This is a genomic window from Cupriavidus sp. 09_S30 (genome assembly GCF_056930435.1).
In genome coordinates this window covers 2,195,370-2,220,853 of record NZ_JBXOWI010000002.1, presented here as the reverse complement: position 1 = coordinate 2,220,853, position 25,484 = coordinate 2,195,370, and the positions used below count along the sequence as shown (strand labels likewise).

General features: G+C 67.6%; 22 protein-coding genes and 3 tRNA genes. 8 read left to right on the top strand and 17 right to left on the bottom strand.

The features are described from left to right. Positions 1-689 precede the first annotated feature (689 nt). The 4 genes from AC1Z3O_RS30110 to AC1Z3O_RS30095 all read left to right on the top strand — a co-directional run bounded on the left by AC1Z3O_RS30110 (position 690) and on the right by AC1Z3O_RS30095 (position 5,290). A complete protein-coding gene (locus AC1Z3O_RS30110; protein ID WP_483520236.1) occupies positions 690-1,853 on the top strand; it encodes a WD40/YVTN/BNR-like repeat-containing protein in 1,164 nt (387 codons plus the stop codon). Positions 1,854-1,892: 39 nt separating this feature from the next. Next, positions 1,893-2,144: a MoaD/ThiS family protein gene (locus AC1Z3O_RS30105; protein ID WP_483520234.1), complete on the top strand. Its 252-nt coding sequence runs from the start codon at positions 1,893-1,895 to the stop codon at positions 2,142-2,144. Positions 2,145-2,235: 91 nt separating this feature from the next. Beyond that, complete coding sequence (locus tag AC1Z3O_RS30100) at positions 2,236-3,204, top strand: chemotaxis protein (protein ID WP_483520232.1); 969 nt, start codon at positions 2,236-2,238, stop codon at positions 3,202-3,204. Between the two features lie 442 nt (positions 3,205-3,646). Continuing rightward, positions 3,647-5,290: a SulP family inorganic anion transporter gene (locus AC1Z3O_RS30095; protein ID WP_483520230.1), complete on the top strand. Its 1,644-nt coding sequence runs from the start codon at positions 3,647-3,649 to the stop codon at positions 5,288-5,290. A gap of 58 nt (positions 5,291-5,348) precedes the next feature. On the opposite strand, the gene AC1Z3O_RS30090 is transcribed toward AC1Z3O_RS30095, so the two are convergent. Further along, positions 5,349-5,543, bottom strand: a complete 195-nt coding sequence (locus AC1Z3O_RS30090) for a CopG family transcriptional regulator (RefSeq protein ID WP_483520228.1) — start codon at positions 5,541-5,543, stop codon at positions 5,349-5,351. 723 nt (positions 5,544-6,266) lie between these two features. Here AC1Z3O_RS30090 and AC1Z3O_RS30085 point away from each other — a divergent pair. Beyond that, positions 6,267-6,395, top strand: a complete 129-nt coding sequence (locus tag AC1Z3O_RS30085) for a hypothetical protein (protein WP_483520226.1) — start codon at positions 6,267-6,269, stop codon at positions 6,393-6,395. 31 nt (positions 6,396-6,426) lie between these two features. Here the strand turns inward: AC1Z3O_RS30085 and AC1Z3O_RS30080 are convergent, their stop codons facing one another. From AC1Z3O_RS30080 to AC1Z3O_RS30050, 7 genes are all read right to left on the bottom strand, one after another. Beyond that, a complete protein-coding gene (locus tag AC1Z3O_RS30080; protein ID WP_483520224.1) occupies positions 6,427-7,536 on the bottom strand; it encodes a dihydrolipoamide acetyltransferase family protein in 1,110 nt (369 codons plus the stop codon). Positions 7,537-7,598: 62 nt separating this feature from the next. Further along, a complete protein-coding gene (locus AC1Z3O_RS30075; RefSeq protein ID WP_483520222.1) occupies positions 7,599-8,576 on the bottom strand; it encodes an alpha-ketoacid dehydrogenase subunit beta in 978 nt (325 codons plus the stop codon). An 80-nt stretch (positions 8,577-8,656) separates the two neighbouring features. Then, positions 8,657-9,739 (bottom strand): pyruvate dehydrogenase (acetyl-transferring) E1 component subunit alpha, encoded by a 1,083-nt coding sequence (gene pdhA / locus AC1Z3O_RS30070; RefSeq protein WP_483520220.1) that lies wholly within the window; start codon positions 9,737-9,739, stop codon positions 8,657-8,659. Positions 9,740-10,036: 297 nt separating this feature from the next. Further along, positions 10,037-10,111 (bottom strand) — tRNA-Thr (locus AC1Z3O_RS30065). A gap of 24 nt (positions 10,112-10,135) precedes the next feature. Beyond that, positions 10,136-10,211 (bottom strand) — tRNA-Gly (locus tag AC1Z3O_RS30060). Positions 10,212-10,217: 6 nt separating this feature from the next. Continuing rightward, positions 10,218-10,293: transfer RNA gene (locus AC1Z3O_RS30055), tRNA-Asn, on the bottom strand. 275 nt (positions 10,294-10,568) lie between these two features. Then, entirely contained in the window at positions 10,569-11,090 is a 522-nt protein-coding gene (locus AC1Z3O_RS30050) for a hypothetical protein (RefSeq protein WP_483520219.1), read from the bottom strand. Between the two features lie 696 nt (positions 11,091-11,786). Between AC1Z3O_RS30050 and AC1Z3O_RS30045 the strand changes: the two genes are divergently transcribed. Further along, a complete protein-coding gene (locus tag AC1Z3O_RS30045) occupies positions 11,787-14,024 on the top strand; it encodes an NADP-dependent isocitrate dehydrogenase (protein WP_483520217.1) in 2,238 nt (745 codons plus the stop codon). A gap of 180 nt (positions 14,025-14,204) precedes the next feature. Here AC1Z3O_RS30045 and fabV read toward each other — a convergent pair whose 3' ends face one another. Next, on the bottom strand, positions 14,205-15,395 hold the full coding sequence (gene fabV, locus AC1Z3O_RS30040) for an enoyl-ACP reductase FabV (protein WP_483520215.1): 1,191 nt from the start codon (positions 15,393-15,395) through the stop codon (positions 14,205-14,207). 168 nt (positions 15,396-15,563) lie between these two features. Between fabV and AC1Z3O_RS30035 the strand changes: the two genes are divergently transcribed. Then, positions 15,564-16,067: a NuoB/complex I 20 kDa subunit family protein gene (locus tag AC1Z3O_RS30035; RefSeq protein WP_483520213.1), complete on the top strand. Its 504-nt coding sequence runs from the start codon at positions 15,564-15,566 to the stop codon at positions 16,065-16,067. A 17-nt stretch (positions 16,068-16,084) separates the two neighbouring features. Next, on the top strand, positions 16,085-16,915 hold the full coding sequence (locus AC1Z3O_RS30030; protein WP_483520211.1) for a helix-turn-helix domain-containing protein: 831 nt from the start codon (positions 16,085-16,087) through the stop codon (positions 16,913-16,915). A gap of 123 nt (positions 16,916-17,038) precedes the next feature. Here the strand turns inward: AC1Z3O_RS30030 and AC1Z3O_RS30025 are convergent, their stop codons facing one another. From AC1Z3O_RS30025 to AC1Z3O_RS29990, 8 genes are all read right to left on the bottom strand, one after another. After that, the gene (locus AC1Z3O_RS30025) at positions 17,039-17,860 is read right to left on the bottom strand and encodes a MetQ/NlpA family ABC transporter substrate-binding protein (protein WP_483520209.1); all 822 of its coding nucleotides are present in this window, start codon (positions 17,858-17,860) and stop codon (positions 17,039-17,041) included. 318 nt (positions 17,861-18,178) lie between these two features. Continuing rightward, positions 18,179-19,453, bottom strand: coding sequence for an O-acetylhomoserine aminocarboxypropyltransferase/cysteine synthase family protein (locus AC1Z3O_RS30020; RefSeq protein WP_483520207.1), 1,275 nt, complete (start codon positions 19,451-19,453; stop codon positions 18,179-18,181). A 98-nt stretch (positions 19,454-19,551) separates the two neighbouring features. Continuing rightward, the gene (locus AC1Z3O_RS30015) at positions 19,552-20,559 is read right to left on the bottom strand and encodes a TauD/TfdA dioxygenase family protein (protein WP_483520205.1); all 1,008 of its coding nucleotides are present in this window, start codon (positions 20,557-20,559) and stop codon (positions 19,552-19,554) included. 84 nt (positions 20,560-20,643) lie between these two features. Then, positions 20,644-21,477 carry an ABC transporter ATP-binding protein gene (locus tag AC1Z3O_RS30010; RefSeq protein WP_483520203.1) on the bottom strand — a complete coding sequence of 278 codons (834 nt, stop codon included), beginning with the start codon at positions 21,475-21,477 and terminating at the stop codon, positions 20,644-20,646. 63 nt (positions 21,478-21,540) lie between these two features. Beyond that, the gene (locus AC1Z3O_RS30005) at positions 21,541-22,386 is read right to left on the bottom strand and encodes an ABC transporter permease (RefSeq protein ID WP_483520201.1); all 846 of its coding nucleotides are present in this window, start codon (positions 22,384-22,386) and stop codon (positions 21,541-21,543) included. Positions 22,387-22,411: 25 nt separating this feature from the next. Continuing rightward, on the bottom strand, positions 22,412-23,260 hold the full coding sequence (locus tag AC1Z3O_RS30000) for an ABC transporter permease (protein ID WP_483520199.1): 849 nt from the start codon (positions 23,258-23,260) through the stop codon (positions 22,412-22,414). Positions 23,261-23,264: 4 nt separating this feature from the next. Continuing rightward, positions 23,265-24,371 (bottom strand): ABC transporter substrate-binding protein, encoded by a 1,107-nt coding sequence (locus AC1Z3O_RS29995; RefSeq protein WP_483520197.1) that lies wholly within the window; start codon positions 24,369-24,371, stop codon positions 23,265-23,267. 12 nt (positions 24,372-24,383) lie between these two features. After that, the gene (locus tag AC1Z3O_RS29990) at positions 24,384-25,379 is read right to left on the bottom strand and encodes an IS110 family RNA-guided transposase (RefSeq protein WP_483515946.1); all 996 of its coding nucleotides are present in this window, start codon (positions 25,377-25,379) and stop codon (positions 24,384-24,386) included. Between the last annotated feature and the right edge of the window lie 105 nt (positions 25,380-25,484).

Genomic DNA, 25,484 nt, shown 5'->3' with positions numbered 1-25,484 from the left:
TGCCGGCCGTTGCGCGAAGCCGCACGGCCGCCGTTAGGGGACAGCGGCCGCGCAGGCGCGGCCGCTGCTCACAGGGGTGGCAAGCGAAGCGTGGGGAGGCGCGTGGCGCCCTCCCAGGCATGCGGGCCGCGGCGCGCGTCCTGCCGGATGGCGGGAGGCGGGCTGCGGCGGGTCACAGGCACCCGGAGGTGTGATGCCGTGCGGGGGAGGCGGGCCGGCCTTGGCCGGTGCCATCCCCCGCACGGCTCAGGAAAGCACGGCGAGGAGGAAACGCCGGCTGGCGGCGGCTGGCGTACGCGGACCGGGCGCACCGCACCGGCCGGCGCGGGCGCGCGCGGACACGCCAGGCGGGAAGGGCCTGGGCGAAGCGCTGCGGTGCGGGCGGGTACGCATGATCGGTTCTTCGGTATCCGGTTGACTGGGCCGGCTCCGGAGCGGCGAGCGGTGCGATGTGCGTCACATCGGGGGCTGGCATGGGGAGCGGCGAATGTCCTGTATGCCACAGCCGGCCGCGCTTGTCCACCCTTAAGTGCTTCTTTAGCCGCAAAAGGAGGGCGGCGACCGTGTATCCCCTCCGGCCACCGGCGTTCGGGCCGGGCGGATATCCTAGAATCGGAGATCGGGGACAGCGGTGGCCCGATGCAACGGTGGGTCCGTCACGTGATGGCTTTATCACAGGAGGCATGGCGATGGCAGCATCTTCCGCTCCGGCAGTCGCGCAGCAAGACGGCGCACTCGTGCTGCTCGTGGCCACGCGCAAGGGCGCCTGGCTGTTCCACGCGGATGCCGCGCGACGCCGCTGGGTGCCGGAGGGGCCGGCGTTCCTGGGCCATATCGTGCACCACATGGTGCTCGACCCGCGCGACCGCCGCACCTTGCTCGCGGCGGCCCGCACAGGCCACCTCGGGCCGACCATCTTCCGTTCGGAGGATGCCGGCCGCAACTGGAAGGAGGTCGCGCGCCCGCCGGCCTTTCCCAAGGCCGAGGCCGGGCAGGAGGCGCGCGTGGTCGACCACGTCTTCTGGCTCGCGCCGGGCCACGCGGACGAGGCCGGCGTCTGGTACGCGGGCACCTCGCCCCAGGGCCTGTTCCGCAGCGAGGACGGCGGCAACAGCTGGGCGTCCGTATCCGGCCTCAACGACCACCCGATGCGGCGCGCCTGGACCGGTGGCGAACAGGATGGCACGCCCGACGGGCCCAAGCTGCATTCCATCCTGATCGACCCGCGCGACTCTCGGCACCTCTATATCGGCATGTCGAGCGGCGGTGTGTTCGAGAGCACCGATGGGGGCGCCGACTGGGCGCCGCTGAACGCCGGCTGTGCGGCCGACTTCCTGCCGCCGCCGCCGCCCGAGTATGGGCACGATCCGCACCGCGTGCTGCAGCATCCGGCCGATCCGGACATCCTGTACCAGCAGAATCACTGCGGCATCTACCGCATGGACCGGCGCGAGGGCGTCTGGCGGCGCATCGGCGAAGCCATGCCGGCGGAGGTGGGCGATATCGGCTTGCCCATCGTGGCGCACCCACGCGACCCGGACACCGTCTGGGTCTTCCCCATGGACGGTTCGGACGTCTGGCCGCGCGTGAGTCCGCACGGCAAGCCGGCGGCCTACGTCACGCACGATGCGGGGCGCAGCTGGCAGCGCCAGGACCGCGGCCTGCCGCCCGAGCAGGCCTGGTTCACGGTGAAGCGCCAGGCGATGGCAGCGGATGCGCACGACCCGGTCGGCCTGTACTTCGGCACTACCGGTGGGGAGATCTGGGCGAGCGCCGACGAGGGGGCGCAGTGGTTCTGCATGGCGCAGCACCTGCCCGAAATCTATGCACTGGAAACCGCGCGGTTCGCCTAGCGGCGCCGCGCTGCATGCCATGGTATCGCCATGAAGGTCATGATCTGTTCCCCCCTGCATTCCTACACGGCCCGGCAGCCGGTGGTGGAGGCCGGCGGCGCGAGCGTGGACGAACTGCTCGCCGACCTGGACCGCCGCTATCCGGGCATCCGCTTCCGCATCGTCGACGAGCAGGGCGCGATGCGCCCCTATATGCGCATCTTCGTCAACCGGCAGCAGGTCATGCGCCTGGACACGCCGCTGGGCGAGACCGACGAGGTGCACATCCTGCAAGCCCTGGCCGGCGGCTGAGCCGCGCCCTAAATTCTTCGCGCTTTCTGCCGTTAGTCGCCCGTAGCGGGACAAGGGGTGTGCCGAACAACGCTAGGTAGCGGAGCGAAGGATGAGCAGCAGCAGCGCCATGAGAGAGGTCGATGAGCGGACCAATCTGACCAACAACAACCAGTTCGAGCTTTTGTTGTTCCGCCTTGGCGATTCGAATCACTCCGGCCACTCGGAATGGTTCGGCATCAATGTCTTCAAGGTCCGCGAGATCCTGGTGATGCCCACCGTGACGACCGTCGTGGGCGCCGCGCCGACCGTGCTCGGCATGGCCGATATCCGCGGGCAGGTGATCCCGGTGATCGACCTGCCCCGCTTGGTGGGCTGCACGCCACGCAGCGGACTGAACATCCTGCTGGTGACCGAGTACGCGCGCTCCACGCAGGGGTTTGCGGTGGAGGCGGTGGAAGAGATCGTGCGCCTGGACTGGAACCAGGTCGTGTCGGCCGAGACCAGCGTGAAGGGCGACCTGGTGACCAGCATCGCCAAGCTCGACGCCGATACCGAGAGTCCGCGCCTGGTGCAGGTGCTCGACGTGGAGCAGATCCTGCGCGACGTGCTGCCCACGCGCCAGCCCGAGGTGGATCCCACCACCGTCGGGCCGAAGCTCGGCCTGCGTCCGGGCACACGTATCCTGGCCGCGGACGATTCCGCCTTTGCGCGCAGCCTGATCGAACAGGGCCTGGCGGCCATGGGCGTGCAGGTGCAGATGGCCAAGACGGGGCAAGAGGCCTGGGACATGCTCGGCAAGATTGCCACCGATGCGGCGAACCAAGGCAAGTCAGTGCGCGATGAGATCGCGCTGGTGCTGACCGACCTCGAGATGCCCGAGATGGACGGCTTCACGCTGACGCGCAAGATCAAGAGCGATGCACGCTTCAAGTCTTTGCCTGTGGTGATTCATTCCTCGCTGTCGGGCGAGGCCAGCGAGGAACATGTGCGCAAGGTCGGCGCCGACGCCTACGTTTCCAAGTTCCTGGCCAAGGACCTGGCCGACACCATTCGCGGCGTGCTGGCGCGCCGCGCCTGAACGCCCGCCGGCGCGGCCCGGCCGCGCCGTCTCCGGCCATGGTGCGGGGCATCCGTCCCCGCGGCTATGCTGCGCTGCGCTCCTTGCCAGCATTGCGCAGGCGGGTCGCTCCCGCTGCATTGCGCCACGCCTCTTGCGCGGCCCGCCTCCACCATCTTCGCGAAACGCCATGCCGACCAGGGCTTGACGGCACCCTGCAATCCTGCCTCCGCGCCCTCGATCGAGGGTTTGCCTATAATTTGTGCAGTCCAGCTTTTTCTAATGCCGGCGCGCCTTTGCGGGCGACGGATGGCGCGGATATCCACTGTTTCTGTGGATACCTTGGATAAGTCGAGGGCCGTGCTTCCCCCTTCCGGGTGAATCGCCTTGCTCGACCTTGCCGGCTGTGGCAGGCACATCTTATTATCATGCGATGCGATGACATGGTAATGGAGCGTGTGTCATGGTGGCCCTGCTGGAAGCTTGGCGCGCCGGCCTGTTCCGGCGCGAGAACTGGTTGCCGAACATCGTGTCCGGCGTGATCGTCGGCGTCGTGGCCCTACCGCTGGCTATGGCCTTCGCCATTGCCTCCGGGGCCAAGCCCGAGCAGGGTTTGTACACGGCGATCGTCGCGGGCCTGCTGGTGTCCGCATGCGGTGGAAGCCGCGTGCAGATCGCGGGTCCCACCGGCGCCTTTATCGTGATCCTCTCGGGCATCACCGCGCGCCACGGCATCGACGGATTGCAGATCGCCACCTTGATGGCGGGCATCATGCTGCTGGCAATGGGGCTGGTCCGGCTGGGCGCGGTGATCAAGTACATTCCGGCGCCTGTGATCGTCGGCTTCACCGCCGGTATCGCCGTCATCATCTGGGTCGGCCAGTGGCGCGATTTCTTCGGCCTGCCCGCGGTACAGGGCGCGCATTTCCACGACAAGTTCTGGCACTTGCTGCAAGTGCTGCCGCAATGGCATCCGGCCACGACGGGGCTCGCCGTGTTGAGCCTGGTCCTGGTGCTGGCCACGCCCCGCATCGCGCCGCTGCGCCGTGTGCCGGGCCCGCTGGTGGCATTGGTGGTGGCTACCGCGGTGCAGGCCTTGTTCCATTTCGATGGCGTGGCCACGATCGGCAGCGCCTTTGGCGGCATCGCGCGCGGCTTGCCCGGATTCACCTTGCCCGAGGTGACGATGGCACGCGTGGTCGAACTGATCGGGCCCGCGTTCACCATTGCCATGCTGGGCGCGATCGAGTCGCTGCTGTCGGCGGTGGTGGCCGATGGCATGGCGGGCACGCGGCATGATTCGAACCAGGAACTGGTGGGACAGGGCATAGCCAACATCGTCTCGCCGCTGTTCGGCGGCTTCGCTGCCACGGGTGCGATTGCGCGCACGGCCACCAATATCCGCAACGGCGGCAACAGTCCGCTGGCCGGCATCACGCATGCCATCGTGCTGATGCTGGTGGTATTGCTGCTGGCACCGCTGGCAGCAAGCGTGCCGCTGGCGACGCTGGCGGCCATCCTGTTCGTGGTGGCCTACAACATGAGCGAGATCCGGCACTTCGGCCGCATGGTCCGCCGGGCGCCGCGGGCCGACGTGGCCATCCTGCTGATCACCTTCATGCTGACGGTGTTCGCCGACCTGGTGGTGGCCGTCAACATCGGCGTGATCCTCGCGATGATGCAGTTCCTGCGGCGCATGTCAGCATCGGTCGAAGTGGCGCCCATGGACAACACTGCGCTCGGCAGAGAGCTGGGTACCGCGCCCCGGCTGCCGCCCGGCGCGCTGGTCTATGCGATCGAGGGTCCGTTCTTCTTCGGCGCGGTCGAGAACTTCGAGCGTGCCCTGGTGGAGACGCACAGCGATCCGCGCTGCCTGGTGATCCGGCTGCGCCGCGTGCCCTTCATGGATATCACCGGCCTGCAGACGCTGGATGAAGTGGTCGGCAAGCTGAAGCAGCGCGGGGTGGCCGTGGTGATCAGCGAGGCCAATGCGCGTGTGCGTAACAAGCTGGCGCGGGCTGGCGTGCTGGCCGCGCTCGGCGAGGGCAACTATGCCGACAGCCTGGAAGACGCGCTGGCGCGCTGCGAGGCGCTATTGCGCGAGTAAGGGGCAGGGGCGCGGCCGGCCAGGGTCTGGACATGCCCGCGGCCTTGCCGTGCTGCCGTCACTGGGAACGCTTGCGTGCCGGCGTGCTGCGGGCCTTGGTGGCGTAGTCGACGCCATGATGCTGCAGGTAGTCGCGAATCAACTGGCGCACCACTTGCGACGGCGTCAGGTCCTGGGACGCGCACAGCGTCTCGAAGGCCTTTTTCTTGACCGGATCGATCAGCACGGTAAGGCGGGCGGTCTTGGATTCCATGGAAGATTCGGCGTGCTGTGATGTTAATGATGTTAATCAGATTAACATTATATACACAGCATGCACCATGCAACGGGCGGCACGCGCCATGCCGCGCGCGCATCCGCCCATCCCCGCCAATCCCAGTCAATCCCCGCGCATCCTTGCAGGCTCGCGCGATTGGGCGGCACCCTGGCGGAGCGGCGTTGGCTGGACTTATCCGAACTTGTATGGCATAAGGGATGTTCCCGTGCGACGCCGGCGCGGCGGCGCACCTGTCATGCAGATGCGCCGCGCCGATCTTCCCGCCGAGCGCCCCGCCCGTCATATCGATCAACCAACACGGATTTTCCGAGCCACGAACGATGCCATCCGCCCGCACCCGCCAAGCCCTTCGCCGCCGGCATATGCCGTGCGCGTCGGCGTGCGCGCGTGCCGCCCGTGGTGTCGTCGCCGTTGGCGCCTGCCCTGCCGCCGTGGCTGCCCACGGCCATCCGGCCGTGCTTTTCCCGGCCGTGCGGGAAATCGGGATCCAAGCAGCACAGTCCTGATTCTCCCGCACGGCGCCCTGTCTGGAGGCGGCTTCGCGCCGCACGTTCAAACACGGAACCGGGAGAACAACTGATGCCAGCCATCTATCACAAGACCCTCTACGCGATCGGCACGGTCGCGGCCCTCTATCTCCTGATCAACCTCTGACCGCAGGCGGCATGGCGCGGTGCCCCGTGCAGCGCGCCCGCGCCAGTGCCGCCCGCTCGTTGCGCGCTGCCGGTAAGGAGTCTTTCGATGTTCTACAAGTTGATGCTGATCCTGGTGTTGTTCATGATCGCCATCGCCGCCCTGACCCAGGCATTCCAGCACCTGCCGAGCTGAGGGCCGGCGGACCGCCCGCGGACGGCCCGCCTCAGGCGGGCAGGGCCAGGTCCGCGATCACCGCGGCAAGGAAGCGCGCCGCCTCGCCGCCGGTGACGACGCGATGGTCGAAGGTCAGGCTGAGCGGCAGGATGCGGTGGACGGCCGCGGCGCCGTCAACCGCCACCACCGCGTCATGGATGCGGCCCGCGCCCAGGATGGCCACCGTCGGCGGCACCACGATGGGCGCGGCATACTTGCCGCCGATCATGCCGAAGTTCGACAGCGTGATGGTGTTGCCGCGCATTTCCTCGGGCGCGATGGTGCGCGCGCGGATGTCGGCGCGCATGCGCTCGAGCCCGGTGCGCAGGTCCGCCGCATCGCGTCGTCCCACGTCGCGCAGCACCGGCACGAAGAGGCCGTCCGGCAGGTCCGCGGCGATGCCCACATCGATCTTCTCCAGGATGTGGCGGCGGCCCGTGCCGCCCTCGTACCAGCCATTGAGGCCGGGCTCGGCGCGACATCCGGCCACCAGTGCACGCACCAGCCGCATGGTGGCGTCGTTGCCCGGCGTCCAGGCCTGGATATCGGCGTCGTCCATCACCGTGGCCGCGGCCACCTCGCTTTGCGCGCGCGCCATGTTCTGGGCCATGGCGCGGCGCACGCCGCGCAGGACTTCGGCCGGGCCGGTCTCGGACAGCGCCTTGGCCACGCGCTCGACGTCGGCGGCGGTGATGATGCCGTCCGCGCCGGAGGGCGTGACCATGGCCAGGTCCACCGACAGCTTGCGCGCAAGCGCGCGCACCGCGGGTGCCGCGCGCACGGCGCCCGCGCCCGTGGCGCCGCCGGCCAGCGGCGCCGGGCTTTCCGCCACGACCTGGCTGCCGACCGCCACGGTGCCCACCACGGTGCCAGCATCGTCCTCGCCCGCGCCTTCGAAGCCTGCCAGCGGCGCGCCCAGGTGCACGATATCGCCGGGGCTCGCATAGCATTTGGCCAGCCGCCCCGCGAAGGGCGAGGGAATCTCGACGATGGCCTTGGCGGTTTCCACCGACAGCAGCGGCTGGTCCGCCGCGACGGTGTCGCCCTCGGCGACGTGCCAGGCGACGATTTCCGCTTCCTGCAGGCCTTCGCCGAGATCGGGCAGCTTGAAGATGCGCATCTTGTCCTCCTTGCTTGGCGCGCGTGGCGCGCCGCTTCGTGTCGCCTGCCCCCGTGGCCGACTCAGGCGGCCAGCACGCGGCGTGCGGCGTCCATGATGCGCGCCACGCTGGGCATGTACAGCGCCTCCTGCCGAGCCAACGGCACCACGGTGTCGTAACCGGTCACGCGCAGCACCGGCGCCGCCAGCGAAAACAGGCCCGCATCGGCCAGGCCGGCGGCGATTTCCGCGCCGAAGCCGGCGGTGCGCGGGGCCTCGTGCACGATCACGCAGCGACCGGTGCGCGCCACTGAGGCGAGGATGGTGTCCAGGTCCAGCGGCTTGAGCGTGGCAACGTCGATGACGGCGGCGGACACGCCTTCCTGCTCCAGCTGGTCGGCCGCGGCCAGCGTCTCCTGCAGCATCGCGCCCCAGCTCACCAGCGTCAGGTCGGTGCCTTCGCGCAGGCTGAAGCAGGCATCGAGCGGCAGCGCCTGGCCGTCATCGGCCACCTCCTGGCGGAACAGGCGATAGAGCCGCGTCGGCTCCAGGAAGATCACCGGGTCGGGATCGCGGATGGCGGCCAGCAGCAGTCCGTAGGCGCGCGCCGGCGAGGATGGGATCACCACGCGGATGCCTGGCATGTGGGCGAACATCGCCTCGGGGCTCTCGGAATGGTGCTCGGGCGCGTGGATGCCGGCGCCGAACGGCGAGCGCAGCACCATCGGGCAGCTCAGGCGCCCGCGGCTGCGATGGCGCATGCGTCCCGCATGATTGATGATGTGGTCGATGACCGGATAGATGAAGCCGGTGAACTGGATCTCTGCCACCGGCTTCAATCCCATCGCCGCCATGCCGACGGCAGCGCCGGCGATGCCGGATTCCGCCAGCGGGGTGTCGATCACCCGCTGCGGCCCGAAGCGGGCCTGCAGTCCGACGGTGGCGCGAAACACGCCGCCGTTGACGCCGATGTCCTCGCCCAGCAGCACGACGCCGGGGTCATGCGCCAGTTCGTATGCCAGTGCCTGGTTGACGGCTTCGACCAGATTGATTTCGGCCATGATGTGTCCGCCTCGCTGTGTCCGCCTCGCTTGCTGGTACGCGCCTTGCCGCGCCTCGTTGTTGCCGCACGTTGCAGCCCTCAGTGCTTGCCTTCCGGGGTGTGAAAGCGCTGCGCAGTGGCCAGTTGCTCGGCCATCGCGGCCGGCAGCGCCGCATACAGATGCTCGAACATCGCCGCGGGCTCGGGCATGGGGACCGCCAGGTAGGCCTCGACTGCCTGCGCTACCTGCTGGGCCAGTTCCTTGATCAGCTGCTCCTCCCGCGCTGCATCCCACGCGCCGATGCTGGCGAGGTAGTTGCGCAGGCGCAGCACCGGTTCCTCCTGCCAGTGCGCCTTGACGCTGGCTTCGTCGCGATAGCGGCTGGCGTCATCGGCCGTGGTGTGGTCGCCGAGGCGGTAGGTGACGGCCTCGATCAGCGTGGGGCCATCGCCCGCGCGCGCGCGGGTCAGCGCTTCCTCGGCTGCCTGCCGCACGGCGATGATGTCGTTGCCATCGATCTGCCGGCCGGGAATGCCCGCGGCAATGGCCTTCTGCGCCAGCGTCTGCGCGGCCGTCTGCGCCGCGCGCGGCATCGAGATGGCCCACTGGTTGTTGCTGACCACCAGGACCAGCGGCGCGCCCCAGGCGCCTGCCAGGTTCATGCCCTCGTAGAAATCGCCCTTCGAGGTGCCGCCGTCGCCCAGCAGGCAGACGGCCGCGCGCGCCTCGCCGCGCAGCTTGAAGGCATAGGCGGCGCCGGCTGCGTGGCAGACCTGGGTGCCGATCGGCACGTTGTTGGGGAAGTCGTGCGGTGCCGCGGCGAAGTGGCTGCCGCGCTCATCACCGCCCCAGTACAGCAGGCTTTCCGTCATGGTGACGCCGCGCATGAACTGCGCGGCGTGGTCCCGGTAGGAGGGCACCAGCACATCCTCCGGCCGCATCGCGCTGGCCACGCCGACCCCGATTGCCTCCTGCCCGATGGCCGAGGCGAAGGTGCCGATCTTCCCAGTGCGCTGCAGCGCAATCGCCTTCAGGTCGAACTGCCGGGTCAGCACCATGGCTCGGTAGAGCGGCAGCAGGGCCGCCGGATTCCGCGCGAATTCTGGCAGGGCCTGAGTTGGCTCGCCGCGCGGGTCGAGATACTGCGTATAGCCGATTTCAAAGCGTGCAACCGTGCCCATTCCGAGCCCCTTCTTGCGTTCCTGCTTTGCCTTCCGCGCCGCAACACCGGCAGGCCCGCGGCGGACCGATGCTGACTTGAGTGTAGGGCAAGCGTGGAAAAGCGGCGTGGCGCGCGCACGACGGCATTGTGCGGCAGGGCGCCAAGACCAGAAGCCTGGCGGCGAGCGGCCGCGGAGGTGCTCGGCGGTATCGCGTGCGCACGGCAGTCAGCGCTGAGGGATGACCGTGTCAGCCGCGGCAAGTGCGTGACGCAAGGATACGTTCGGGGGAATGTGCCGGAAACCGGCGAGAAGGGATGGTGCCCATGGGCAGGATCGAACTGCCGACCTCTCCCTTACCAAGGGAGTGCTCTACCACTGAGCCACATGGGCATTGGCACTTAAGCCTATGCAATTTGGAGCGGGAGACGAGTCTCGAACTCGCGACCTCAACCTTGGCAAGGTTGCGCTCTACCAACTGAGCTACTCCCGCTTTTTTTGGCTCCCCGACCTGGGCTCGAACCAGGGACCTACGGATTAACAGTCCGGCGCTCTACCGACTGAGCTATCGGGGAACTACGTTCGCTGTAGTGTGTGGCACTGCAGCGGAGGCCGGATTGTACAACAGACTTTGCGCGAATTGGAAGAGTTATTTCGATTGCCGCAAATTTCCTGCTGCGGAGACGTCTGGCGTGCGTATCGCCCCCGGCTCCGCCGATGCCGCTACCTGCGTTCGGTGAGGGCGATGCACAGGGCGAGTACGCCTAGCTCGCTGCCCATGACGCAGCCGTGGCGCTACACACGCGGCCGGCGCTCGCTGCGCGAGAGGAGGGTGGTGAGGCCGGATCGCCTATTTGCTGCTGTGCTCGTGGTCGCCGCCGAGCGGATCGACGATGATCATGGTGCGGTCGACTACGCCGTTGTCGTCGAAGTAGACACTGAAGTGGGCCGACTGGTAGGCGGCCACGTACATACGGTAGGACCAGGCCTCACGCTTCATCAGTGGGTAGTACTGGATCGGCTCGCGTGGCGTACCGAAGCGCTCGGCGATGTCGCGCTTGGTCCAGATGCCGGGGCGCGCCTGGTAGATCTCCTGCTCGGTCAGCATCTGGCGGAAGTTGGTCAGGCGGCCGTTGGCGTCGAAATCCGCCGCGTAGACCTGATAGCCCAGCGGCTGCTTCGAATAGATCCAGCGGCTGGTGCCGCCGGCAAGCTGGTAGGTTTCAGTCGGCGCGCCAAAGGTATCGCGCACGGAACTTTGCGGACTGCCTATCATCTTCTGCGCGGTCTCGACCGGCTGGAGCGTCGCGCACGCACACAGGGCGGCTGCTGCCGCAGCCATGCCTATCCATCGGGCTGAACGAAATTGCATGACCATTCTCCAGCTTCGGCGCGGGGCCGATTTCGTGCCGGCTACGCGTTCAGCATAGTCGACGCGCGCGTGGAACACACCACAAGCCCATGAAGTAAACGCGTCCGGCACGGGCAATATTCCACCGGATGGCGCAGGAGAGGCTGGGGCGGAACGCCCATCGGGTGCCGGCTGGAAGGCGCATGGCGAGCACCAACTGGCGCAGCGCCTCGGCCGCGAGCGCTGGTACGAGGACTTCCGCGTACGCATCTGCAAGGTCGAGCGCGAGTATGGCTTCTCGCGCTGAAGTGCCTGCGCGTGCCGTGATGTCGGTGCCGTCTCTGAGGGGATGCTGCGCTGCAATATCGATTATTGCTCTGGTCGCTCGCCCAGCGGGGCGGCGATTGCCATTGCGGCATGCGTGTCCGCCGCAGCGGTCAGCGGCGACGTGAGATCAGTGGTGATGAACGAGGATTCTAGGGAGTTGTGTGCAACTGCACGCAATGTTGCCATGACGAGGCCATTCCACCTCGATCCGATGCCACGCATGCGCCCCAAGCCAGTGCACCAAGTCTGTGCGCAAATGGTTTCGCACGCAATAAATTCGGCGGATTGTCAGGCCTCCGACAGCAAAATCAGGCAAAATTCTGTCTTTACTGTCCGGCTGCGATCCAACCGGCGGGGTTTTCCTACTATTTCTTGACCTAGAGGTAAGCAATGAGTAACCAGCAACCCACCATCATCTATACGCTGACCGACGAAGCACCCTTGCTGGCGACCAGTGCTTTCCTGCCCATCATCCGCACCTTCACCGCGCCGGCGGGAGTCAACGTCACCACCAGCGATATCTCGGTGGCGGCGCGTATTCTGAGCGAGTTCTCCGAATTCCTGAGCGAGGAACAGCGCGTCCCCGACAACCTGGCCGAACTGGGCCGCCTGACCCAGCTCGCCGACACCAACATCATCAAGCTGCCCAACATCAGCGCCTCGGTGGCCCAGCTCAAGGCGGCGATCAAGGAACTGCAGGGCAAGGGCTACAACATTCCCGACCTGCCGGAAGATCCCAAGACCGAAGAAGAGTCGGCCATCAAGGCGCGCTACTCCAAGTGCCTGGGCTCGGCGGTGAACCCGGTGCTGCGCGAGGGCAACTCCGACCGCCGCGCACCTGGTGCGGTGAAGAACTACGCCAAGAAGCACCCGCATTCGATGGGCGAGTGGAAGCAGTGGTCGCGTACCCACGTCTCGCACATGGAGCACGGTGACTTCTACCACGGCGAGAAGTCGCTGACGCTGGACCGCGCGCGTGAAGTCAAGATGGAGCTGGTCACCAAGAGCGGCAAGGCCATCGTGCTCAAGCCCAAGGTCAAGCTGCTGGACGGCGAGATCATCGACTCGATGTTCATGAGCAAGAAGGCGCTGTGCGAGTTCTACGAGCAGCAGCTCGAGGACTGCCGCCAGGCCGGCATCCTGTTCTCGCTGCACGTCAAGGCGACCATGATGAAGGTCTCGCACCCCATCGTGTTCGGCCACTGCGTCAAGATCTACTACAAGGAAGCCTTCGAGAAGCACGGCAAGCTGTTCGACGAGCTGGGCGTCAACGTCAACAACGGCATGGTCGACCTCTACGAGAAGATCAAGACCCTGCCCGAGTCCAAGCACGAAGAGATCATCCGCGACCTGCACGCCTGCCAGGAGCACCGCCCGGCGCTGGCCATGGTCGATTCGGCCAAGGGCATCACCAACTTCCACTCGCCCAACGACGTGATCGTGGACGCTTCCATGCCTGCGATGATCCGCCAGGGCGGCAAGATGTGGGGCGCCGACGGCAAGCCGTACGACTGCAAGGCCGTGATGCCTGAGTCGACCTTCGCCCGCATCTACCAGGAGATGATCGCCTTCTGCAAGTGGCACGGCAACTTCGACCCGCGCACCATGGGCACCGTGCCGAACGTCGGCCTGATGGCACAGAAGGCCGAGGAGTACGGCTCGCACGACAAGACTTTCGAGATGGCGGAAGACGGCGTCGCCAACATCACCGACCTGGCCACCGGCGAAGTGCTGCTGTCGCAGAACGTCGAGGCGGGCGACATCTGGCGCATGTGCCAGGTCAAGGACGCGCCGATCCGTGACTGGGTCAAGCTGGCCGTCACGCGCGCGCGCAACTCGGGCATGCCGGCGGTGTTCTGGCTCGACGCGTACCGTCCGCACGAGAATGAGCTGATCAAGAAGGTCGAGACCTACCTGAAGGACTACGACACCAGCGGCCTCGAGATCCATATCATGTCGCAGGTGCGCGCGATGCGCTACACGCTGGAGCGCGTGGCACGCGGCCTGGACACCATTTCGGTGACCGGCAACATCCTGCGCGACTACCTGACCGACCTGTTCCCCATCATGGAACTGGGCACCAGCGCCAAGATGCTGTCGATCGTTCCGCTGATGGCCGGCGGCGGCATGTACGAGACCGGTGCCGGCGGCTCCGCGCCCAAGCACGTGCAGCAGTTGGTCGAGGAAAACCACCTGCGCTGGGATTCGCTGGGCGAGTTCCTGGCGCTGGCGGTGTCGCTGGAAGAGCTGGGCATCAAGAACGACAATGCCCGCGCCAAGATCCTGGCCAAGACCCTGGACGAAGCCACCGGCAAGCTGCTCGACCTCAACAAGTCGCCGTCGCGCCGCACCGGTGAGCTGGACAACCGTGGCAGCCAGTTCTACCTGGCCCTGTACTGGGCCCAGGCGCTGGCAGCGCAGACCGCGGACGCCGAACTGGCGGCCAAGTTCGCGCCGCTGGCCAAGACGCTGACCGCCAACGAGAAGACCATCATCGGCGAGCTGTCCGACGTGCAGGGCAAGCCGGTGGACATCGGCGGCTACTACCTGCCCGACTTCGACAAGCTCGACGCCGTGATGCGTCCCAGCAAGACGCTGAACAACGCGCTGGCGGCCGTCTCGGCCTAAGCCGGTTGCGCGCCGCCCGGCGGCGTCCCGTGCCTGCATGCGTTGCGGGTGGCGGGCCGCCAGGCGGGCAGGGCGCTGCTATCTGCGGAAAGAAAACCGCGGCCCCTCGGGGCCGCGGTTTTCTTTTGTGGGAAACGAGGGCTTGCCTGTGTTCCCCGGGGACGGGTCGAGCGCCGCGCCTCAGGCCAGGTGAGGGATCGCCACCTCGGGGTTGACATCGGCGCCGTAGTCCACGCCGGCGATCTCGAAGCCGAACAGGCGCAGGAAGTCGGTCTTGTAGCCGGCGAAATCGGTCAGCGTGTACAGATTGTCGTCGCGCACTTCGTTCCACAGCTGCTGCACGCGCGCCTGCACGGTCGCATCCAGCTCCTTGTCGTCGGCACGCAGGCGGCCTTCCTCGTCGAGCAGAGGCTGGCTGCCGTAGAGGCTGTCCTTGCACAGACGGTAGACCTGCTCGATGCAGCCCTCGTGCGTGCCCGTTTCCTTCATCACCTTGAACAGCAGCGACAGATAGAGCGGCATCATCGGGATGGCCGAGCTCGCCTGCGTGACGACGGCCTTGAGCACCGCCACGCGTGCGTCACCCCCCTTGGCTGCCAGCCGCGCGCGGATGGCGAGCACCTTCTGGTCCAGGTCCTTCTTGGCCGCGCCGATGGAGCCGTTCCAGTAGATGTCGTGCGTGATCTGCTCGCCCAGGTAGGTGAAGGCGGTGGTCTTGGCGCCGTCAGCGAGCACGCCCGCCTCGTCCAGGGCGTCGATCCACATCTGCCAGTCCTCGCCGCCCATCACGGCCACGGTGTGGTCGATCTCCTCCTGGGTGGCCGGCTCCAGCACGGTCTCCTTGACTACTTCCTTGTCGGTGTCGATGCCACGCAGCGTGACCGCCTTGCCGATGGGCTTGAGCGTGGAGCTGTAGGTCACGCCGGTCTTCGGGTGCGTGCGGCGCGGCGAGGCCAGGCTGTAGACGACCAGGTCGACCTGGCCGAGGTCGCGGCGGATGCGCTCGATGGTCTGCTGCTTGATCTCATCGGAGAAGGCATCGCCGTTGATGCTGCCGGCGTACAGGCCTTCGGCCGTGGCGAGCTTGTCGAACGCGGCCGAGTTGTACCAGCCGGCGGTGCCGGGCTTGCCTTCGCTGCCGGCCCGTTCGAAGAAGACGCCCAGGGTGTCGGCGCCTGAGCCGAAGGCGGCGGTGATGCGTGCCGCCAGCCCGTAGCCGGTGGACGCGCCGATCACCAGCACCTTCTTCGGCCCGCCGGCGATGGGGCCGTTCGCTTTGACGTACGCGATCTGTTCCTTCACATTGGCTTCGCAGCCGACGGGATGGGTGGTTACGCAGATGAAGCCGCGTACGCGCGGTTTGATGATCATGGATGCCTCGCTGTTGGGGTGCTTCGCCGGCCTGTGGGCGGCGAGATTGGCGAGCATTGTAATGGAGACGGCGGCGCGGGCCAGGCCCGCGGCGATGTCGCATTCGTACAAGCCAGCAGGAGAGGCGCCGCATATGCTGGCGCATCCACTTGGCACCCGCATCCTCCCATGACAAATCCCGCCTACTCGCTCGAGCGCGATGGCTTCATCCTGACCTCGCTGGACGCCGTCATGGCTGCGGCGCAGCGCAACAGCCTCTGGTACATGACCTTCGGCCTGGCCTGCTGCGCGGTCGAGATGATGCATGCCGCCGGCGCCCGCTATGATATGGACCGGTTCGGCATGATCCCGCGCGCCTCGCCGCGCCAGTGCGACCTGATGATCGTCGCCGGCACGCTGACCAACAAGATGGCGCCGGCCATGCGCAAGGTCTATGACCAGATGGCCGAACCGCGCTACGTGGTATCGATGGGTTCCTGCGCCAATGGCGGAGGCTACTATCACTACAGCTATTCGGTGGTGCGCGGCTGCGACCGCATCGTCCCGGTCGACATCTACGTGCCGGGCTGCCCACCGACGGCCGAGGCCTTGATCTATGGATTGCTGCAACTGCAACGCAAGGTGGGGGAACGGCGCACCCACAGCCAGCCCAGGCTGCTCGCGCGCCGCTGACGGCGGGGAGCCGCGGCGTGGATAGCGCCAGGCGCCTGTATGCGCCGCGCCCGGCGCTGGCCGGCGTGGTGAATTGCGTCTTCGCCGAGGCCGGGCGCAGCGGGCCCATGCTGTTTCCCGCGACGCCGAATCCCTCGCTCACCGTTTTCCTCCAGGGCGCATCCGTGCATGCCGATGGCCGCGCCTATGCACAGACGCTGCTTGTCGGCCCGCAGGGACAGGCCACCTGGGGAACGATGCTGCCGGGCACGACCTACGTCAGTGCCGTGTTCCGCCCCGGAATGCTGGCGCGCGTCCTGCCCCCATGCGTTGCGCCGGCACTGGACGAAGCCGCCGAACTGGCGGCCTGGGTGCCGCAGGCCGACGCCGATGTGCTGCTGCGTGCCGTGCGGCAGGCTGGCACCAAGGCCGCCGCGGTGGCGGCCTTGGAGGACTGGCTGATCGCCCAGGCCGCGCGGCAGGAACGGCGCCGCACGATGCCGCTGCTGCTGCCGATGTCGGCCATCGGCATGCCGATCGAGCAGGTGGCCACGGCATCGGGGCGCAGCCCGCGGCAGGTCGAGCGGCTGTTCCGCAGCACCTTCGGCGCCTCGCAGCGCGAACTGCGCGCGCTGTTCCGCTACGGCCGCATGCTGGGGCGCCTGCTCGCGGCTGACGTTTCCCGCCATGGCCTCGGGGCTGCCGCGCTCGACTGCGGCTACTACGACCAGGCGCAGATGGCGCGAGACATGCGCCGCTTCACCGGTCTGTCGCCGCGTGAACTGGCCACTGCAGCTGGCGGCGGCGGTGGTACCGCCATGGCCATGTTCCAGTACAGCGACGTCGAGCGGCGCATCCTGCTGGGCTGAGCGGGCCCGCATCGCCGCGGCGCGCTCATCGCCCGCACGGCCACAGCATGCAAAAGAAAACCCGCGCCGGAGCGCGGGCTTGTCGCGGACGGTGCCCGCGCAGGGCGGGCATGCCAGGCGCGCTCAGCGCTGGTACGCGGGCGGCAGGAAGCCGGCGAAGCGCTGCTGCGAAATGGCCTTGAACTCGGCCGACTGGTAGGCGGCGCGGATGTCCTTGACGTAAGGCTTGTTCAGGTCCGCCGTGCGCACCGCGACCAGGTTCATGTAGTAGTCGGGGATCTTCTCCAGCGACAGCGCCTCGGTCAGCTTCAGGCCGGAGGCGAGCGCGAAGTTGCCGTTGACGAAGGCGTAGTCGACATCGTCGAGCGAGCGGGGCAGCTGCGCGGCTTCGAGCTGGATCAGCTTGAGCTTGTGCGGGTTGGCATCGATGTCGCGCTCGCTGGCGCGGATCGGGTCGGTGCCGGCCTTCAGCGTGACCCAGCCGAACTGCTGCAGCATGGCGATGGCGCGCGCGAGGTTGGTCGGGTCGTTGGGCAGCGAGACGCTGGCACCGCTCTTCACTTCGCCGAGCGTCTTGTGCTTGCGGCTGTAGATGCCGATCGGGGCGGTGGGCACCTGGACCACATCGGAGAGCTGCAGCTTGCGGTCGGCCGAGAACTTCTTCAGGTAGGCCACGTGCTGGAAGGCGTTGGCGTCGATGGCGCCGTCGGCCAGTGCCAGGTTGGGCTGCACGTAGTCGCTGAACTCGACGATGGTGACCTTGTAGCCCTGCTTTTCCAGGATCGGCTTGACGCCGTAGCGGATCTGGTCCGAGTACGGGCCGGCGGTGGCGCCGAAGCGGATCTCCTTCTTGTCCGGGTCAGCCGCGCCGGCGGCGTGCATGACGCCGAGTGTGCCGATTGCCAGTGCCGCTGCCACGAGTCGTTTTGCGATGCCGATCTGCATATTCCGTTGCTCCCCTGTTGGTATCGATCGATGTGCGGCTATCGCCGCTTGAGTCGTGCCATTGTAGGGGCGGCCCTTCGCTCGGGGAACGAGTAATTCATCATGCCCTTATGCTGCCGGCGCATAAGGGCAGGCGGGCATTTGCTTATGGCAAATCAATAGTTGGCCGCCGGGTGTGCCGGACGTACCATCCGCCACTCTTCTTTTCTGCCTTTATGGCGGGAACTCTGGCCCGCTCGCTGAGCGGGCTTTTTCTTTTTCTTCTGCGGCTCAGCGCCGCTCCGGCGCGGGCCGGAGCAGCGTGTGTCTCAGTGCGCCTCAGGCCGCGGCCAGCGCGCGGTCCAGGTCCTCGATCAGGTCATCGATATGCTCGATGCCGATCGACAGGCGCACCATGTCTTCGCTGACGCCGGCGGCCTTCAGTTCCTCGGCGTTGAGCTGGCGGTGCGTGGTCGAGCCCGGGTGGGTGGCCAGCGACTTGGCATCGCCGATGTTGACGAGGCGGGTGAACAGCTGCAGCGCGTCGAGGAAGCGCGCGCCGGCTTCGCGTCCGCCGCTCTTGAGGCCGAAGGACAGGATGCCCGGGCCGCGGCCGCCCAGGTAGCGCTGCACCAGCGCGTGGTCGGGATGCTCCGGCAGGCCGGCGAAGTTGACCCAGCCCACCTTGGCGTGGCCTTGCAGGTGGCGCGCGATGGCCAGCGCATTCTCGGTGATGCGATCCAGGCGCAGCGCAAGGGTCTCGATGCCCTGCAGAATCAGGAAGGCGTTGAACGGCGACAGCGCGGCACCGGTGTTGCGCAGCGGCACCACGCGCGCGCGGCCGATGTACGCCGCCGCGCCCAGCGCCTCGGTGTAGACCACGCCGTGATAGGACACATCGGGCTCGTTCAGGCGCTTGAAGCGCTCCTTGTGCTGGGCCCAGGGGAACTTGCCGCTGTCGACGATGGCGCCGCCCACGCTATTGCCGTGGCCGCCCAGGTACTTGGTCAGCGAATGCACGACGATGTCCGCGCCATGCTCGAACGGACGGCACAGATAGGGCGAGGGCACAGTGTTGTCGACGATCAGCGGAATGCCGTGGTCGTGCGCGACCTTGGCGATGGCGGCGATGTCGACCACATTGCCCAGCGGGTTGCCGACGGATTCGACGAAGATGGCCTTGGTGCGTGCGTCGATGCGCTCGGCGAAGGCGGACGGCTTGCGGCCGTCGACGAAGCGCGTCTCGATGCCCGACTGCGGCAGCGTGTGCGCCAGCAGGTTGTAGGTGCCGCCGTAGAGCTGGCTCGCCGAGAGGAGGTTGTCGCCGGCCTCCGCGATGGTCTGGATCGCGTAGGTGATGGCGGCCATGCCCGAGGCCAGCGCCAGCGCGCCCACGCCGCCCTCGAGCGCGGCCAGGCGCTGCTCGAGCACGTCGTTGGTCGGGTTCATGATGCGGCTGTAGATATTGCCCGGCACCTTGAGGTCGAACAGGTCGGCGCCGTGCTGCGCGCTGTCGAAGGAGTAGGCGACGGTCTGGTAGATCGGCACGGCGACGGCGCGCGTGGTCGGATCGGGGGAGTAGCCGCCGTGGACGGCAAGGGTTTCGAGTCTCATGGTCTTCTTATGGCTTGAGGGAGGAAATTTCTGACGTCCGCATGGTAGCAGCGCCGGCGGCAGGCCGTCACCCATGCCGGGGCATGGACGTCTCCGCGTCAGGCGGCGGCGCGACGCGCGGCGTCCGCGCTGTTGGCGCTTTCGGGGCTCTCGGCGCCCTCGGCCGCCGCACGCGGTGCCGGCTTCAGGGCAACGCTGCGGCGCCCGTCCACGCTGACCGGCACGTCCCCGGCAATGGTCACGCGGCGTACCACGCGCAGCGCGTCGCCGTAATCGTTGATGGCGTAGTGCTGCGTGGCGCGGTTGTCCCAGATGGCGACGTCGCCCTCGCGCCAGCGCCAGCGCACGGTGTTCTCCAGCCGGTGCACATGCCCCTGCAGCACTGCGACCAGGTGGGCCGAATCGACCGAAGAGTAGCCCAGCAGCTTCTTGACGAAATGGCCCAGCACCAGCGTGCGCTCGCCGGTCTCGGGGTGCACGCGCACCACCGGGTGCTCGGTCTCGTACAGCGTCGAGGTGAAGACCTCGCGGTGGCGGCGCAGGCCTGCGCCGTTGATGACGCTGCGGCTGGCCGCGTAGTCGTAGTCGTTGGTGTGCAAGGCCCAAAGCTTGTCGGCCAGGTCCCGCAGCGGCTCGGGCAGGTCGAGATAGGCGGCCGCGGTGTTGGCCCAGACGGTGTCGCCGCCGGCGGGCGGGATGGTCACGCCGCGCAGCACCGAGACCTGCGGATAGGCGAGGTCGAAGGTCACGTCGGTGTGCCAGGAGTTGGCGCGGCCGCCGTGGCGGGAGTCGAGCTCGAGCAGGTACTGTGTGCCGTCGCGCGCGGGTACGGTGGGATGAGCCACCGGCTCGCCGAAGCGCTTGGCGAAGGTTTCCTGGCTGGCGTCGTCGAGGTGCTGCTGGTCGCGGAAGAACAGCACCTTGTGGCGCAGCAGCGCGGCGCGGATGGCGGCGAAGGTGGCGTCGTCGAGGTCGGCGCCCAGGCGCACGCCGCGGATCTCCGCGCCGATGCGGCCGGCCACGGGGTGCAGGTCGATCGGCTTGGTATTGGCGGATGCGAGGGGCGCGGCGGTGGTGGTCGAGTTTGCTGCGTGCGGATGGGTCATGGCGGGTCTCGGCTAGGGTGTTGAGCGGGGTTGGGTTGAGATGAATAGGGATGCAATCCCTCAGGGATGGCTTCAAATGGCGAACTAAACGGCGAACTGGAACGTCGGTGGCAGCCGGTCCAAGGGCGGCTCGGGCCGTACCGGCGCCTCCGCCAGCTCGGCCAGGCGGCCGCTGAACTCGCGCAGCACGTCGTCCTTGATGCCGGCGAAGGGCAGGGCGGCACGGTCGCGCGGGTGGGGCAGGTCCACCGGCACGATGCGGCGGATGCGGCCCGGACGCGGTTCCATCACCACCACGCGGTCGCCCAGGTAGACGGCTTCCTCCACGTCGTGGGTGACCAGGATCATGGTGATGCCCTCGGCCTGCCAGATGCGATGCAGTTCCTGCTGCAGGTAGGCGCGCGTGAGCGCATCGAGCGCGCCGAAGGGCTCGTCCAGCAGCAAGATCTCGGGCCGCGTCACCAGCGCCCGCGCGATCGCCACGCGCTGCGACATACCGCCGGAGAGCTGGTGCGGGTAGGCGGCTTCGAAGCCCGCCAGGCCGACCAGCTCGATATGCTCTTGCACGTTGCGGCGCTTGTCGGCGTCGCTGCCCGGCGTGTTGAGCAGGGCCAGGCGGATGTTCTCCTCGACGGCAAGCCAGGGGAAGAGCCGATGCTCCTGGAACACGATGCCGCGCTGCAGGCTGGTGCCGATCACGCGCTGCCCGTCGAGCAGGATCTCGCCCTTGTAATCGTCCTCCAGTCCCACCACCAGCCGCAGCAGCGTGGACTTGCCGCAGCCGCTGGCGCCGACGATGCTGACGAACTCGCCCGGCGCGATGGTCAGGTCGATGTCTTCCAGCACGGGCAGGACCTCGCCCTTGACCTGGTACTGCTTGCGCAGATGCTGGATGCTGAGGGTGCCGGCTTGGGCCATGGGTTCTCCGTATCGATGGGCTTGGGTTCGTTGGGGTGCGTTGGCGCGGATGGCTCGGCCGCATCAGAAGGCGGCCACCGAGCGGCCGCGCCAGGACAGCAAGCGGTGCTCGATGCGGCCGGCGAGCCAGTTCAGGACGAAGCCCACCAGGCCCACCACGATCACGCCGAACAGCACCAGGTCCATCCAGAAGTTCTCGCGCCCGTCGATCATGGTGTTGCCGATGCCCTTGTCTGCCACCAGCAGGTACTCGGCGCCGAGCGTGGCAAGCCAGGCGTAGATCAGCCCCAGGTGGATGCCCGCGAAGATGGAAGGCAAGGCGGCCGGCAGCACCACGCGCCACAGCAGCTGGCGGCGCGAGAACTTCAGCACGCGCGCGACCTCGACCAGCTCGGCGGGCACGCCGCGGATGCCTTCGAAGGTGTTGAGCACCACCGGGAAGAAGGCGGCGAGGGACAGGAACACCACCTTGGCGGTGTCGCCCAGGCCGAACCACACCGAGAGCAGCGGGATCCAGGCGAACAGTGAGATCTGCTTGACGGTATGGAAGGTCGGTCCGACCAGCCGCTCGAACAGGCGCGACAGCCCGAGTGCTGTGCCGAACAGCAGGCCCGCACCGGCTCCCAGCGTGAAGCCGGCGAGGTCGCGCCACAGGCTGGCGGCCAGCGCGCTGGTGAGGGCGCCGCTGCGCCACTGCGCCTGCGCGGTGTCCCACACCTTGGCCGGCGGCACCAGCAGCGGCGACTGCGACCAGCCGAAGCGTGCGGCCGCCCACCACAGCGCCAGCAGGGCGAGCGGCAGTACGCAGCCGCGCAGGGCGGGCACGATGGACGGCAACGAGGACGACGAGGACGGCAGGCGCAGGCGCCTGCGGGGCAGCGTCGCTGCTTGAGCGGGATGGCCGGTCATGGCAGTTTCCTTTGTCATGCTTGCCTCAGAATCCGGGCTTGCGCCAGCGCAGCACCGCGCGCTCGGCGAGCGCCAGCACCTTGTCCAGCGCGAAGCCCACCACGCCTACCACCACCACCGCGGCGATCACCATGTCGAGCTGGAACAGCTGGCGGCCGTAGACGATCATGTAGCCCAGCCCCTCGGAGGAGGCCAGCAGTTCCACCACCACCAGCGCCAGCCAGGCATGCGTCAGTCCGTAGCGGATGCCGTTCCAGATCGGCGCGGCCGCCGCCGGGAACACCACGCGCCACAGCAGCTGCCAGCGCGTGAAGCGCAGCACGCGCGCGACCTCGATATAGCGCGTGGGCACGCTCTGGATGCCCTTGTAGGTGTTCATTGCGATAGGCACCAGCGCGGCCTTCGCGATCAGGATGATCTTGAGCGCCTCGTCGATGCCCACCAGCAGCATCAGCAAGGGCAGCCAGCCCAGCACCGGCACCTGGCTGAAGGCCTTGAAGCTCGGATAGAGGTGGTCGCGCCAGCGCGGCGAGAGGCCCATCGCGGCGCCGAGTGCCAGGCCGCCGAGGAGGCCCACTGCGAAGCCACCTGCCACGCGCAGCGCGCTGATGCGCAGGTTGTCGAGCAGTTCTCCGCTGGCATAGAGATCGGCCAGCGTCTGCGCCACCGATGCGGGGGCCGGCAGGACCTGCGGCGCGATCCACTCGAAGCGCGCGGCCAGGTACCAGAACAGCAGCAGCGCGAGCGGCACCGGCCAGGCCAGCAGCCAGCCGGTGGCCTGGCGCCAGGCGGTAGGCAGCAGGCGGCGCGCGCCGCCAGGCGGATGCGGCGCCACGCTGGCGGGCGCCTGCAGGGGCAGCGAGTCGGCGGCCATGGCGTCAGGCTCCCAGGATCTTGCCGTTGGCCTGGTAGACCGGCCAGTAGCTTTGCAGGCCGAGGTCGTTCAGCGCGGCCTTCAGGAAGCGCTGGTCGATCCATTGGTCCACGTCGAACTTCGCGCGGCTCAGGCGGAAGCGGTAGGCCTGCTCGGCGGCGTCCTTATAGCGGCCGACCAGGAAGGGATCGAAGTTGGGGTTGAGCCGCACCCGCAACGGCTCGCCGTCGAAATCCTCCTTCCAGTGCTCATAGGGCGTGCCGGCGCGCGCCCAGGTGCGCAGCACCTCCTCGCGGTGGCTTTCGTCGGAAGCCCAGCGCGCCGCCTCGACAGCGCTCTTGACGAAGTGCTGGGTGGCTTCGGGATATTTGTCGGCGAAGGCGTCCGTCACCAGCACATGGCTCTGGCGCGTGTAGATGGGAGACTGGTTCTTGCTGGAGTAGAGGATGCGCACCGCGCCCTTGTCGCGCAGGCGCAGGATGTCCATCGCGCCGATGGCGGCATCGATGTCGCGCGTGCTCAGCGCGGCGAGGTAGCCGGCGGTGTCAAGGTTGAGCAGGCGCAGGTCCTTGTCCGTGAGGCCATTGGCCTCCAGCAGGCGCAGCGCCGGCAGATGCATATTGGTCCCCTTGAACAGCGAGACTCTCTTGCCGCGCAGGTCGGCCACTGTCCTGAGCGGCAAGTCGGGCGGCACGCCGATGTAGATGTTTGCGCGCACGCCGGTGGCCAGCACCAGCCGGGTCTTCAGGCCGGCGGCGCGCGCCACGATGGCGGGCAGGTCGCCCTGCAGCGCGAAATCGAGCTGGCGGTTGGTCAGCGCCTCATTGACGGCGGGGCCCGCGCCCTTGAAGAAGTACCACTCGACGCGCGTGCCGCTCGGCTTGAACGATTCCTCCAGCCAGCCGCGCGCATGCGCGATCGACAAGGAACTGCCGGCGAAGGTGGGCGGCTGGCCGGTGGCGGGCTGGGCCACGCCGATGCGGATCACGACGGGGCGGGCGGCGCCGCTGGCGGCGAAGGCGCGCAGTGGAGATAGCGCGGGCAGTGCGGGTAGTGCGGCGGCCAGGCCGGACAGGCCCAGTTGCTTGAGCAGGGTGCGGCGGGAGAGCAACTGTGTTTCAAGTCAAGGCTGGAGGGCCTGTGAAGCATGCCTGGTTGGATCCCATAGGGCGCCATCCCTGGCCATAGCATTGAGGATGGTCAGCAGCTTGCGCATGCAAGCGACGATCATGACCTTCTTGGGCTTGCCGGCGGCCAGCAAACGCTGCCGGAAAGCCGCGATCGCCGGGTTGTAACGCATCGCCGACAGGGTGGCCATGTAAAGCACCGCCCGCACGTCTGCACGCCCACCCCAGATACATCGGGTCCCCTGGCGCTTGCCGGAATCACAAGCCAGTGGCGCAACGCCAACGAGCTTGCTGATCGCCCGGCGCCCAAGCTTGCCCAGCTCCGGCAGCGCCGCCAGCAATGTCATCGTCGTCACCGCCCCGACACCCTTGACGCTATCGAGCAGCTTGCGCTGCTCCTTGAAGTGCTGCTCGATGTGGTCATCCAGATCCGAGTCGATCTCGGCAATCTGCTTGTCCAGCGTGCGTATCACTGCGCGGATGCTGCGCGCCGTCTTCGGCCCCGCCTTCTCCAGCCGATTGCCTTCGGCCACTCGCATCTCCACCAACTGGCGCCGCCGAATCATCAGCGCCGCCAGCGACTCCCGGTGCGCCTCCAGCGGTGCCGTGAGGTACTTGTGGCGATCCGGATGGCGTGCCAGCACATCGGCAAAGTCGCGCAACCCTCGCGCGTCGATCCGGTCTGTCTTGGCTAACTCGCCCATCGCCTTAGCAAAGTCGCGAGCCTGACGCGGATTCACCCGCGCAACTTCCACTCCTTCTTGCTGCAGCGCCCGTACCAGGCCTCGCTCGTAGCCGCCGGTCGCTTCAACCACAACCAGGTCGACATCGCACGCCTTGAACTTCGCTATCAACTCGCCCCATCCCGACGCCTCATTGCCTACCCGCAGCGACTGATCCATCCAGCAAGCATCAAGATGCTCCTTGGACACATCAATCCCTGCGGTGGGCCGTGGACGCCCGTCATTCGGTTCCCTGCCTTGCGGATGCATATTCAAAATTGGCAACTGTTCGGGTTATACGAAATGGATGAAGCGGACCCGTACGTTGACCACATGCTCTCCCGCGAGCTTCAGGCTCCGAGGGGTTTCAGGTTT